Raw genomic sequence first — 12,412 nt, forward strand, 5'->3', positions numbered from 1 at the left:
TGATGCATAAATGCAGCACTATAGAGCAGGATTGCTGCGTTCGAGCAGGCATTTGCCGGCGTAAGCTTTGCGCTCTGATCTGATTTCCCTTTCCTTCCAGCCATGACAAACACACCGACCATGCAAGCCATCGTTTTCGACGACTTTGGAGGGCCCGAAGTCCTGGTGGCCCGCGAGGTGGCCCGGCCCGACGTCCGACCCCATGACCTGCTGGTGCGCAACGTCTCCATCGGCGTCAACCGGGCCGATGTCTCGCACCGCAAGGGAGCCTATGGCCGCGCGCACTTCGGCGAATCGGACCTGATGGGACTGGAGGTCGCCGGCACCGTGGTGGAGGTGGGCGCGCAGGTGCAGGGCTTCGCCGTGGGCGACCGCGTCATGGGCATCGTGGGCGGCGGCGCCTATGCCGAGTTCTCGCGCATGGACCACCGCATGGCCATGCACGTGCCCGAAGGCCTGTCCCTGGTCGATGCCGGCGCCGTGGCCGAGGTCTTCGTGACCGCGCACGAGGCCCTGTTCCACCTGGCCGGCCTGCAGCCGGGCGAATCGGTGCTGGTGCATGCGGCCGGCAGCGGCGTGGGCTCGGCGGCGGTGCAATTGGCGCATGCGGCGGGCGCGCGCGTGTTCGCCACGGCCAGCGGCGACAAGCGCCAGGCCGTGCGGGGCCTTGGCGCGGACGAGTTCATCGACTACCGCAGCGAAGACTTCCAGGCCGTGGTGGCCGACAGGACCGCGGGCAAGGGCGTGGACGTGGTCATCGACTTCATCGGCGCTCCCTACCTGGAGCGCAACCTGCGCGCGCTGGGCATGGGCGGGCGCATGGTCTGCGTGGGGCTGCTGGGCGGCGCGCAGGCGCAGTCCGTTCCCATGGACCAGCTGCTGTACAAGCACCTGCGCATCTTCGGCACCGTCATGAAGTCGCGCTCGCCCGAGGTCAAGCAAGCCATGGTCCGGCGCTTCGCCCAGCGCTGGCTGCCCGCACTGGCCAGCGGCATGATCCGCCCCGTGATCGACAGCACCTACCCGCTGGCCCAGGCCGCCCAGGCCCATCGGCGCATGGAGTCCGGCAAGAGCGTGGGCAAGCTGCTGTTGCTGCCCGGGCAGGCATGAGAGCGCCCGGGGCCCGCCGGGGACAGGGCCGTCCCCTCGGATCGCCGGCAGCCCTGGGGCGTTTGCGGCCCACGACACGTATTCGACCCGAAGCGGACATCGTCCGGCCTTGAATCACGCCGGCCATCGGTGGCGAGCTAGAATGCCCGCATCGGGAAAGCAGCCTCCCGTTCCGCAAGGGTAGACGGTGTCTCGTCCAAGCGCTGGCAATCCTCTATGGAGTTTCTATGGACACCGCTTTGCCCAAATCGGCCGATTCGGGCCCTCCCACCTCCCTTTCGCTCTCCGAAGCGCTTCCTTTCTGGCTGAAGCTTGGCTTCATCAGTTTTGGCGGTCCAGCCGGGCAGATCGCGCTCATGCACGAGGAGCTCGTGGAGCGCCGCCGATGGATTTCCGAAAAGCGTTTCCTGCATGCCCTGAACTACTGCATGCTGCTGCCTGGGCCTGAAGCCCAGCAGCTTGCCACCTACCTGGGCTGGCTGCTTCACCGGACATGGGGCGGCGTCGTGGCAGGCGCGCTGTTTGTCCTGCCCTCGCTTGCCATCATCATCGCCTTGTCATGGCTTTACATGGCCCATGGCGATGCTCCTGTGGTGGCAGGCTTCTTCCATGGCATCAAGCCGGCCGTCACCGCACTGGTGGTGCAGGCTGCTTTCCGGGTGGGCTCCCGGTCCCTGAAAAACGGCTGGCATTGGAGCATCGCTGTTGCGGCCTTCGTCGCCATCTTCGCGCTGCAGGCCCCCTTTCCGCTCATCGTCTTGGCCGCGGCAGCCGTTGGCTTCGTGGGCGGAAAGATGCGTCCTGCTGCGTTTGGCGGTGGCGCCAGCCACGGCAAGGGGACACCGCATCGGGACGCGAGGCCGGCACTCATCGATGACAACACACCGACACCGCTCCATGCCCGGTTCTCCTGGCGCCGTTTCTGGCGGGTTCTTGCGGTCTGCATGGCCTTGTGGATCGTTGCCATCGGCAGCTTGGCCGCCGTGTTCGGGCCGCACTCCACGCTGACCCGGATGGGTTGGTTCTTCACCAAGGCGGCCCTGATGACGTTTGGCGGGGCCTATGCCGTGCTGCCCTATGTCTACCAGGGAGCTGTGGACCACTTCCAGTGGCTGACGGCAGCGCAGATGATGGATGGCCTGGCCTTGGGGGAGACCACGCCTGGACCGATGATCATGGTCGTGTCCTTTGTCGCCTTCGTCGGGGGCTGGACCCAGGCCCTCTTCGGAACGGACTCGTTGCTCCTCGCCGGGACCGTGGCAGCGACGGTAGTGACCTTCTTCACTTTCCTGCCGTCTTTCCTGTTCATCCTGATCGGGGGACCTTTCATCGAGTCCACCCACGACAACCTGAAATTCACCGCACCGCTGGCCGGGATCACCTGCGCCGTGGTGGGTGTCATCGTGAACCTGGCTGTCTTCTTCGCCTATCACGTCATCTGGCCGAAAGGGTTGGCAGCGGGCATCGACTGGCCTTCGGTCGCCATCGGCATCGCAGCTGCGATCGCATTGATGCGCTTCAAGGTCAACGTGATCCATGTCATCCTGACAGCGGGGCTGACAGGGCTGGCCCTCAGGCTCTGGACCTGATTGCGCTCGCGCCGCCTTGGCCAGATGTCCGTTGGGGAGGTGATTTCAGCCGGTCGAGCAGGGCATTCATCCAGTGTTTCAGCCGGTGTCCTGAATCCCGGCGTCTTTGCGGGACGTTGGCGCAATTGCCTTGCCATCGCATCAGAAAGCCTGCCAGTCGCCATAATCAGCGCCATGGCTTCCTGGCGCTTTGCGCCTCTTTCCGAGGCGTGCCGCCGCTTTCCGCGGTCCGGCGGGCGCAGGGCTCGGCGCGCGGCGCCGCGCTGTATATTGGCTTTCGTCACAGACCATTGAAGAAGACCCCATGTCGATCCCATCCATTCTGAAATCCACCGTGGCGGCACTGGCGATCGTGACCGGCGGTGCGCTGCATGCCCAGGGCACGCCCATCGATGCCGCCGCGTTCGACGCGCTGGTGGCCCAGGGCCCCGTGGCCGACGCGGCGACCATCGCGTCGAGCACCTGGGCCAGCAAGATCAAGCAGGCCGGCACGCTGCGCCTGGGCGGCACGCAGACCTCGAATCTCTTTTCGCTGCTCAACGAGAAGGATGGCAAGCTGCGCGGCTTCGACGCGGGCCTGGCCCAACTGCTCACGCGCTACATCCTGGGCGATGCGGCCAAGTACCAGTTCACGCAGGTGAACTCGTCCACGCGCGAGCAGGTGCTGATCAACGGCCAGGTGGACCTGGTGTTCGCCACCTACTCCATCACTCCCGCGCGGGCCGAGAAGATCTCGTTCGCCGGGCCGTACTACACCTCGCAGGCCGGGGTGCTGGTGAAGGCGAACAACAAGGCGATCCAGTCGTACACCGATCTGGCTGGCAAGAAAGTGGCCACGCAGGCCGGCTCCACGGGGCCCGCCATCCTGGCGCAGCACGCGCCCAAGGCCGTGGTGCAGGAGTTCCAGACGCACCAGGAGGCGCTGGACGCCCTGCGCCAGGGCCGCGTGGACGCCTATGTGACCGATTACACGCTGCTGCTCAACGCCCTGAGCCTGGGCGCCAGCAATGCGCGGCTGGCGGGCGCGCCCTTTGGCGAGCAGGACCCCTACGGCATCGGCCTGCCCAAAGGCTCGGATGGCGTGGCCTTCGTCAATGCCTTCCTGAAGAAGGTGGAGGCCGATGGCACCTGGGCCAGGCTGTGGACGGTGTCCATCGGCCAGCGCACGGGTAGCACCGCAGTTCCCACGCCGCCCGCCCGTCCCTGATCGATGGGTGAGGTTTCCAGGCTCCTGGCCGAGCATGGGCCTGCCTTCTGGCAGGCCTTGTTGCTGACGTGGAAGCTGACGGCCCTGTCCTTCGTGCCCGGCTTTGTGCTGGGCATCGTGGTGACGGTGCTGCGGCTGCTGCCCGTGCCGCCGCTGCGCTTCGTGCTGACGGGCTATGTGGAGATCTTCCGCAACATCCCCAGCGTGGCGCTGCTGATCTTCATCGTGTTCGCCCTGCCCGAGCTGGAGGTGGTTATCGACTACGAGCCCAGCGTGATCCTCACGCTGACGCTGGTGTGCTCCGCCTTCACGGCGGACTATCTGCGCGCGGGCATCAACACCGTGGCCGGCGGGCAGGTCGAGGCAGCGCTGAGCCTGGGCATGCGGCCCATGCAGGTCATTTGCTCGGTGGTTCTGCCGCAGGCGCTGCGCACCGTGGTGCAGCCCGTGACCTCGCTGCTGATCGCGCTGATGCTGTCCACCTCGCTGGCCTCACAGGTGCCCATGGCGGGCCGGGAGCTGACGGCGCTGGTGTCCAAGATGGCCAACGATTCCGCTGCCGGCATGGCCGCCTTCGGGGTGGCGGCCACGCTGTATGTGGCCACCGGCCTGCTGATCGCCTGGGCCGGCGCCGCCCTGGAAAAGAAGCTGCGGATACTGCGATGAGCCGCCACCTGGAAGACATTCTGTTCGGCGCCCCCAGCCCCCGCGCCCGCACCGTCACCCGGACGGTGAGCGTGGTTGCGGCGGCCCTGCTGCTGGTGCTGGCGGCGGCGGTGGCGTCGCGCTTTCATTCCCAGGGGCAGCTCGATGCCAGGTTCTGGGAGTTCTTCACCTGGCCCACGACCTGGGCCTTCCTGGGCCGGGGCCTGCTGGGCACGCTGGCATCGTCGGCCATGGCCGCCGCCATTGCGCTGGCCCTGGGGCTGGCGCTGATGGTGGGACGCCTGTCGCGTCTGCGGCTGGTGCGCTGGCCCAGCATCGCGCTCATCGAGTTCCTGCGCGGCACGCCGACGCTGTTGCTGATCTATGTGTGCTTCCTGGTGCTGCCAGCGGCCGGCATCAAGCTCGGCACCTATTGGATGCTGACCCTGCCGGTCGGCCTGAGCACGGCCGCCGTGGTGGCCGAGGTCTACCGCGCAGGCGTGCTGGCCGTGCCCCGGGGTCAGACCGATGCCGCGCGCAGCCTGGGGCTGACCGAAGCCCAGGTGTTCCTGCTCGTGGTCTTCCCCCAGGCCCTGCGTTTCATCGTGCCAGCCCTGGTGGCGCAACTGGTCATCGTGGTCAAGGACACCACTTTCGGCTATGTGGTCACCTACGGTGAACTCATGCAGAACGCCAAGGTGCTCATCGCCAACTACCAGGCCCTGGTGCCCGTGTACCTGGTGGTCGCCGCGCTGTATTGCCTGGTGAACTACGGCATATCGAGGGCGAGCAAGCGGCTGGGCAGGCCGCGTCGTTGAACGACAGGGGGCACCAGCGAAGGCGTGGTTGCATGCCTGCGCGGGTCCGATACCGCCTGGCCCTCGCAACCTTCTGCGCGCCTGCTTCAGGCGGCCCACCCACGGTCTCTGCCCGGCGGTCGCGATGCGGTCCGGCAGGGCCATCGGTCTGCCTTCATCCGGACGGGGGTGACCGTTCGGAGAACGCATCAGGCGCTCCGCGCGCGCTCGCCAGGTGCGCAAACGCCCGGCGAGGCAGGGCCTGCGGGGCCGGAAACTGGCGTGCCTACTTCTTCGCGTACTCGAACTTCGGCAGCGCCTTCAGGGCGTCCTTGGTGGCGCCGGGCAAGGTGATCTTGTTGTTTTCCACCCGGAACTGGTTCACCGGAATGGCAACGTCGTGCTTGCCGACGCCCAGAAAACCGCCCGCGCCGACGATGGCGTACGAGACGGCCTTGTCGGGAGCGACGATCACGTCGTCGATCTTGCCCACGGCCTTGCCTTCCTCGTTGTACACGCTCTTGCCGAGCACCGACTTCTTCAGGCTCCAGCCCGTGGCCACGGCCTGGACTTCCGTGGCTGCCACGCCCAAGGTGGTGGTGCCGGCCACGGGCTGGGCCCAGCTTGCGGATGAAGTACCAGCCAGCAGGGCGGCACCGATCAGACCCATCTTCAGCGTTTGGAAACCTGTCATATCAACTCCTGGAAGAAATGTTCTCGTGAGCACCCGTCGGGCGCGGCGGGAAGTGCGGCGCAGGTCGGCGTGGCGCTACTTCCTGGCTTCCTTGATGGCTTCCTTCACATCGCCCACTTTCTTCTGGGCCGTGCCTTCGACCTGCTTGGCAATGCCCTTGGCCTGTTGCTCGGGGCTGTTGAGCAGTTCGCCGGCCGTTTGCTGAACCTTTCCGGCGGCATCCTTGAGGGCGCCTTTCACTTGATCCTTGTTCATACATGCATCCTTTGGGAATTGAACTGGAATGGACGGTCTCGCAAGACCTGTGGCCAGCTTAGGAGGCATGTGTTCCAGCGGCTGCCAGCCTTTGCAGTGTCGCGGTGTACTCCCGCAGGAAGCCTTGTGTCGGAGGAGTGCCTGGCTCTGCCCCCGCAACGCCGGGGCAAGGAATCCCCGACGCTGAGTCAAGGGCGTGCTGTGGCAGCCGCCTAGGATCCTGGGCAATTCCTTTTTTCGGGACCGTGCTGTCCGCGCCCGGCAGTCCACGCCTTCCTGCTGCGGGCTGTCTGCTCCAGGGCCTGAGGCTGTCGGTGCGCGGCGCATTCCTGCGGCCATCGTTCTTCACACCATGAAACGCTACGTCCTCCCCTTGTCATTCCTGCTTCTGGCAGGGGCTTGCCAGGCCCAGGTGCCAGACTGTGTCAGCGGCAAGACTTACCTTGAATCCAGTAGGTGCCGCGTGCCGGAAGGGTTGACTTCCGTGGCGGCTGTCCGAATGGCAACGGAGAGGTCGTCTATTTCAACCAGGGCTTCGGCGGCGGACGGGGCGGCGATGGCGGCAGCATGCCGCCTTATTCGCGAGGTCCGGCAGGGGGCAGTGTGGTGGGATACGGCCAAGGTGGGCAGGGCTGCAATGGAGGCGGCGGCGGCGGCGGCGGCGCTGGGGGCGGTGGTTCGGGCGGTGCTGCTTCGCAGAGGGATACTTTCCAGGACAAGGGGTTTGTCGGTGCTGGTGGTGGGGGCGGAGGATCCCTTTCCGCCTATGGGCCCCTGGCATACGGTGTTGGCAGCAATGGTGGATCGCCCGGGGCCGATGGCGGCGGTGGTGCCATCACGGTGCGGTATCCCCATTGGGGTGTGAACGCGGATGGGGCAACCGTTGTTGCCGGTGGAGCTGCCGTCAATGTGCTCCCGGAGCTGGTACTCAACGACGCCGCCGTCAACTGGGGCGCCTCCGCGAGCATTGCCATTTCCGGCAATCGCCAGCCCGGCGATGTGCTGTCCCTGCCATGGACCCGGGACATCGTGTCCAGTTATGACCCGGCCAGTGGCGTCTTGACGCTGGAACCGGACCCGAATTCTTTGTCGGGCGTAAGCATCACGCAGTGGGTGAATGCCCTGCGTTCGGTCACGCTGCAGGTGCCTGCGAACACCGCCAGTACGGGCACGCGCATGCTGCGAATCTGGCTGGCCGGACAGAATGATGTCGGTAATGTCGTCGAGAGCACCGCCGTGGCGTACAAGCCGGTGAATGTACAGGCCTTGAGCTACATCGTGACCCCGGTTGCCGGGGCGGGCGGCAGCATGGCTCCTGATACTCCACAGTCCGTGGCGGCGGGCTCCGCCACGAGCTTTGTGGTGATGCCTGCTGCGGGGCATCAGATCGCCGGCGTGACGGGCTGCGGTGGCACGCTCAGCGGCAGCACCTATACCACGGGCGCCATCGGCGGGGACTGTGCGGTGGCGGCCAGCTTCGCTCCCATCGTCCACACGGTCACGCCGTCGGCGGGGCCGCATGGCAGCATCGCGCCGGCCACGGCGCAGCCGGTGAATTCCGGGGCCAGCACCAGTTTCACGGTCACGCCCGAGGCGGGGTACAAGATCGCCGGCGTGACGGGCTGCGGTGGCACGCTCAACGGCAGCACCTACACCACGGGCGCCATCGGCGGGGACTGTGCGGTGGCGGCCAGCTTCGCTCCCATCGTCCACACGGTCACGCCGTCGGCGGGGCCGCATGGCAGCATCGCGCCGGCCACGGCGCAGCCGGTGAATTCCGGGGCCAGCACCAGTTTCACGGTCACGCCCGAGGCGGGGTACAAGATCGCCGGCGTGACGGGCTGCGGTGGCACGCTCAACGGCAGCACCTACACCACGGGCGCCATCGGCGGGGACTGTGCGGTGGCGGCCAGCTTCGCTCCCATCGTCCACATGGTCACGCCGTCGGCGGGGCCGCATGGCAGCATCGCGCCGGCCACGGCGCAGCCGGTGAACTCCGGGGCCAGTACCAGTTTCACGGTCACGCCCGAGGCGGGGTACAAGATCGCCGGCGTGACGGGCTGCGGTGGCACGCTCAACGGCAGCACCTACACCACGGGCGCCATCGGCGGGGACTGTGCGGTGGCGGCCAGCTTCGCTCCCATCGTCCACATGGTCACGCCGTCGGCGGGGCCGCATGGCAGCATCGCGCCGGCCACGGCGCAGCCGGTGAACTCCGGGGCCAGTACCAGCTTCACGGTCACGCCCGAGGCGGGGTACAAGATCGCCGGCGTGACGGGCTGCGGGGGCACGCTCAACGGCAGCACCTACACCACGGGCGCCATCGGCGGGGACTGTGCGGTGGCGGCCAGCTTCGCTCCCATCGTCCACACGGTCACGCCGTCGGCGGGGCCGCATGGCAGCATCAGCCCGGCCACGGCGCAGCCGGTGAACTCCGGGGCCAGCACCAGTTTCACGGTCACGCCCGAGGCGGGGTACAAGATCGCCGGCGTGACGGGCTGCGGTGGCACGCTCAGCGGCAGCACCTACACCACGGGCGCCATCGGGGGGGACTGTGCGGTGGCGGCCAGCTTCGCTCCCATCGTCCACACGGTCACGCCGTCGGCGGGGCCGCATGGCAGCATCAGCCCGGCCACGGCGCAGTCGGTGAATTCCGGGGCCAGCACCAGCTTCACGGTCACGCCGTCCGAGGGCGCGCAGCTGGTGGGTGTCACAGGATGCGCCGGGACGCTGGGCGGGGTGACCTATGCCACGGGCGCGATCACGGCCGATTGCACGGTGCACGCGGAGTTCGCCTTGCGCCAGACGGCTGCGGTGGGGACTACGACGGGTTCCGGCCTGGTGCACGCTCGCATCGTTCGTGCCAGTCCCCGTTGTTCTTTCGAGCCTGCCGGTTCCGCCGCCGTGCAGGTGGGTGGCGTATCACGGGAGCGTTCTCCGCATGGGGGATACCGATGGACGATGGAGCAATGCCCCCCGGGTGAAACCGTGACCGTGGCCGTGACATTCCCCAGCCTGAAGGGGTTGACCGTGATGAAGTACGGGCCCACTCCCGGGTCGTCCGGGCGCAGCGTGTTCTATCCGCCCGCGAACCTGTCCATCGTGGGCAATACCGCGACCTACGACGTGACGGATGGCGAACTGGGTGATGACGATCTGGTGGTCGATGGCCGCATCACGGACCCCGTGCTGGCCATGCCGGTCGATCTGGGGGCCACTGCCGTACCCGGTCTGGCCGGGTGGGCCTGGGCCATGCTCTGCGCCCTGCTGGCGGGATGTGCCGGACTGGTGCTTGTCCAGGCGTCTTTCAAGGTTCGCAGGGGCAGTTGATGGTGGCCGAGTGGTTTGTCCTCCGCCGGGTGCCAGTTGCCGGCCTTCAGGTCGGCGGCTGGCAGTCCGTGCGCGGTCTGCGCCAGTGCGCGCAAGCCCGGGAAAGCAACGGTATCGACGCCGACGTGGCTGGGACCATTGCCCTGCGGGTTGGCGAAGCGCGCGATGACCGGACCGGCGGCGCGCTGCGGTTGCTAGATGGTGATGGTCCCGGTCAGGTAACGGGCGCAGTGGCCCGCGACCTGGACGCTGGCATCGGTCACTTCGCAGAACAGCGTGCCGGTGCGCCGCGAGGCCTGGTGGGCGACCAGCACATTCTTGCCCAGCCTGCCGGCCCAGTAGGGAGCGAGCGCCGCATGGATGGAGCCGGTGACGGGGTCTTCCTCGCCTCCGTTGGCGGGCCAGAAGTAGCGGCTGCAGAAGTCATGCGCCGCGCCGGCATCGGCCGGTGCCGTCACCACCACGTCCAGCGGGCCCAGCGTCTTGAGCTTTTCCAGATCGGGCTTGACCGCGAGCACGCTGGCTTCGGTGTCATACACGGCCAGGTAGGCCTGCTGGTTCACCAGATAGGCGGAGGGGACGGGGGTGAGTCCTTCGCGCAACGCGGTGGGGACTTCCTCCAGGGGGCTGGCATCGCGGCGTGGGAAGGTCATGACGATGCGCCCGCTGTCTTCAAGCCTTGCGCTGACCTTGCCCACGGCTGCGGCCCAGAAGGCGACGCCACGCACAGTGGGGTCGGCTTCGAAAAGGACGTGGGCACTGGCCAGCGTCGCATGGCCGCAGAACGCAATTTCCGTCAGCGGGGAGAACCAGCGGATTTCATAGGCTTCGCGTTCGGCGCTCCAGACCAGGAACGAGGTTTCGGAGAGGTTGTTCTCTGCCGCGATGGCCTGCAACGTGGAGTCGGCAAGCCATGCATCCAGCGGAACGACGGCGGCCTGGTTGCCCTTGAATCTTTGCGAGGTGAATGCGTCGATGACGTGAATGGGAAGTTGCATTGCAAAAAATGGCCGGGTGGGTGGGGTTCTTGCGTGAACCATGACGGAAAGACCGGGCATCCGCGCTTGCGCACCGGATGGCCGGCCTGTGATTCTAGGCAGCTGCAAGTGAAGAAGGCGCATGCCGCTGCCGCATGCGCCGCGATGCCTGTTGCGGGAGCGGATCTAGTCGGCGGTCACCTGCAGGCCCGCGCCTTCGCCATGGGCCTGCAGGCACATCCGCCCGAGGTCGCTGAGAAAGCGCAGCACCGGCAACGCGCCGGCGCACAGGGGAATGGCGGCCATGATGTCGTTGTGCAGTTCCAGCAACTGGTCGGGTGGCACGAACATTTCCGCGCTGGCTCCGTAGTAGTGCCTCCAGAATTCCTGCAGCAGGCCCTGGCGGGTCTTGCCGACGATCAGCGGATAGCCGCTTTCCCAGACATATTCATTCATGAGAAGGCAGGCCAGGCCCGGGTCGACAGGACTGGCGCCAGCGGGAATCAGCAGTACACGCCGCATTTCATACTCATTTGCAGTTTCCAGAGGCACCTGTGAACTCCGCAAATTCTGTGACGACCGTGGCATCGGTCGACGAGTTGATGAAAAGATGACCGCATGAAGCGGTGGTGTGGTTCGCCCGGTTTCTGGCGTTGATGGAGTTTTTCTTTGCCATGTCAGCTCTGCCAGTCAGTGATTGATGAGACAGTCCGTGCCGGGTTCGGCTTGAACTGGCTGGCACTTTAGGCAGGCATGCTGGCTGGGGGGAATTACATACGATTACATTGCACTGGCCCGCGCCCCGCCCCGGATTTCAAAGGGATAGTCGCCAAAGCGCAGGCTGCCGCGCCGGCGCTCCACCAGGGCCGGGGCTGCAGGGCAATGGGGCAGGGCGCCCAGGATCTGGTGCTTGGCGCGGAAGATCTGGATGTTCACGTAGGAAGGCTCCACGCCCAGCATGCGCGAGAGTTCCTCCAGCTCGACCCAGCCCTGGCTTTGCGCGGCAATGCCCTTGAGGGCGTCCTGCTGGCGCAGACGGGCCAGCGTGACCAGGGTGTAGTGGTGTATGCGCTCACCCAGCGGGACGGGCGTTCCATTGATCCGCAGGCTCAGGCGGGCGTGTTCCTCGTTCTGGCTGACTTCGAAACAGAACGACACATCCGGCAGCGGCGCTGCGGCCGGTGCAAGGGCGATTTCGCGGGTCGACTCGAGGTCGTCGCACAGTACGAACTCCCAGTTCCCCGCCGATGTGACGACCATGGCACCGTCGCGCAGGGTTTCCATGCCGTCCACGGATTCCAGCACCCAGCGGCTGTCCTGCAGGAGCAGGTTCACCTCGGGCTCCTGGGCGTTGGGCAGCAGGTTGCCACGCGGGTTCAGGGGCAGGATCTGGCGCGGATCGGGCACCGGCCCGGGTCCCTGGCTCGGGCACAGGCAGGTGAGCGGCGGGCTCAGGTCCTGCACGGTCCAGGCCGATGCATCGCCCTCGCCCATGCTGAGCCTGGCGCCCACGGACAGCGCGGTCCAGTTGCCGGCGGCCAGCCGCACGCCGTTGAGCATGGTGCCGTTGCGGCTCTGGTCCACGATTTCCCAGGCCTGCCGGTTCCAGCGGATCAGGGCGTGGACCTGGGAGACGTCCGGAGCCTTCATCACGGTCTGGCACAGCGATGGATGGCGTCCGAAGGTGTGCATGGGCCGCAGCACGACCCTGCGGCCATCGAGTTGGTTGTGTAAGAGGGCCATCGCCTCGCATTCTCCTTGGACTGTCCTGTGCACGGCGGGGCGGCGCGGCCCTCGTCCTGCCAGGG

Annotated in this window: 11 protein-coding genes; 6 read left to right on the top strand and 5 right to left on the bottom strand. The window is 66.8% G+C overall.

From position 1 onward, the window contains the following. Nucleotides 1–120: 120 nt before the first annotated feature. The 5 genes from L1Z78_RS11100 to L1Z78_RS11120 all read left to right on the top strand — a co-directional run bounded on the left by L1Z78_RS11100 (nt 121) and on the right by L1Z78_RS11120 (nt 5,369). Nucleotides 121–1,110, top strand: coding sequence for an NAD(P)H-quinone oxidoreductase (locus tag L1Z78_RS11100; protein ID WP_234641542.1), 990 nt, complete (start codon nt 121–123; stop codon nt 1,108–1,110). A gap of 227 nt (nt 1,111–1,337) precedes the next feature. Further along, complete coding sequence (gene chrA / locus L1Z78_RS11105; RefSeq protein WP_234641543.1) at nt 1,338–2,699, top strand: chromate efflux transporter; 1,362 nt, start codon at nt 1,338–1,340, stop codon at nt 2,697–2,699. A gap of 304 nt (nt 2,700–3,003) precedes the next feature. After that, a complete protein-coding gene (locus L1Z78_RS11110) occupies nt 3,004–3,906 on the top strand; it encodes a glutamate ABC transporter substrate-binding protein (protein WP_234641544.1) in 903 nt (300 codons plus the stop codon). A gap of 3 nt (nt 3,907–3,909) precedes the next feature. Further along, on the top strand, nt 3,910–4,572 hold the full coding sequence (locus L1Z78_RS11115) for an amino acid ABC transporter permease (protein WP_234641545.1): 663 nt from the start codon (nt 3,910–3,912) through the stop codon (nt 4,570–4,572). Continuing rightward, nucleotides 4,569–5,369, top strand: a complete 801-nt coding sequence (locus L1Z78_RS11120) for an amino acid ABC transporter permease (protein WP_234641546.1) — start codon at nt 4,569–4,571, stop codon at nt 5,367–5,369. Before L1Z78_RS11115 ends, L1Z78_RS11120 begins: the two co-directional genes overlap by 4 nt. A 265-nt stretch (nt 5,370–5,634) precedes the next feature. Here L1Z78_RS11120 and L1Z78_RS11125 read toward each other — a convergent pair whose 3' ends face one another. Both L1Z78_RS11125 and L1Z78_RS11130 read right to left on the bottom strand, forming a co-directional pair. After that, a complete protein-coding gene (locus L1Z78_RS11125) occupies nt 5,635–6,042 on the bottom strand; it encodes a PRC-barrel domain-containing protein (protein ID WP_234641547.1) in 408 nt (135 codons plus the stop codon). 75 nt (nt 6,043–6,117) lie between these two features. After that, the gene (locus tag L1Z78_RS11130; protein WP_234641548.1) at nt 6,118–6,297 is read right to left on the bottom strand and encodes a CsbD family protein; all 180 of its coding nucleotides are present in this window, start codon (nt 6,295–6,297) and stop codon (nt 6,118–6,120) included. Nucleotides 6,298–7,206: 909 nt separating this feature from the next. Here L1Z78_RS11130 and L1Z78_RS11135 point away from each other — a divergent pair. Continuing rightward, on the top strand, nt 7,207–9,627 hold the full coding sequence (locus L1Z78_RS11135; protein WP_234642146.1) for an InlB B-repeat-containing protein: 2,421 nt from the start codon (nt 7,207–7,209) through the stop codon (nt 9,625–9,627). A gap of 194 nt (nt 9,628–9,821) precedes the next feature. Here L1Z78_RS11135 and L1Z78_RS11140 read toward each other — a convergent pair whose 3' ends face one another. From L1Z78_RS11140 to L1Z78_RS11150, 3 genes are all read right to left on the bottom strand, one after another. Then, nucleotides 9,822–10,625, bottom strand: a complete 804-nt coding sequence (locus tag L1Z78_RS11140) for a PhzF family phenazine biosynthesis protein (RefSeq protein ID WP_234641549.1) — start codon at nt 10,623–10,625, stop codon at nt 9,822–9,824. 165 nt (nt 10,626–10,790) lie between these two features. After that, the gene (locus tag L1Z78_RS11145) at nt 10,791–11,126 is read right to left on the bottom strand and encodes a hypothetical protein (protein WP_234641550.1); all 336 of its coding nucleotides are present in this window, start codon (nt 11,124–11,126) and stop codon (nt 10,791–10,793) included. Nucleotides 11,127–11,384: 258 nt separating this feature from the next. Beyond that, nucleotides 11,385–12,347: an FHA domain-containing protein gene (locus L1Z78_RS11150; RefSeq protein ID WP_234641551.1), complete on the bottom strand. Its 963-nt coding sequence runs from the start codon at nt 12,345–12,347 to the stop codon at nt 11,385–11,387. Nucleotides 12,348–12,412 lie beyond the last annotated feature (65 nt).

This window comes from Delftia tsuruhatensis (assembly GCF_903815225.1).
Taxonomy (GTDB): domain Bacteria; phylum Pseudomonadota; class Gammaproteobacteria; order Burkholderiales; family Burkholderiaceae_C; genus Comamonas; species Comamonas tsuruhatensis_A.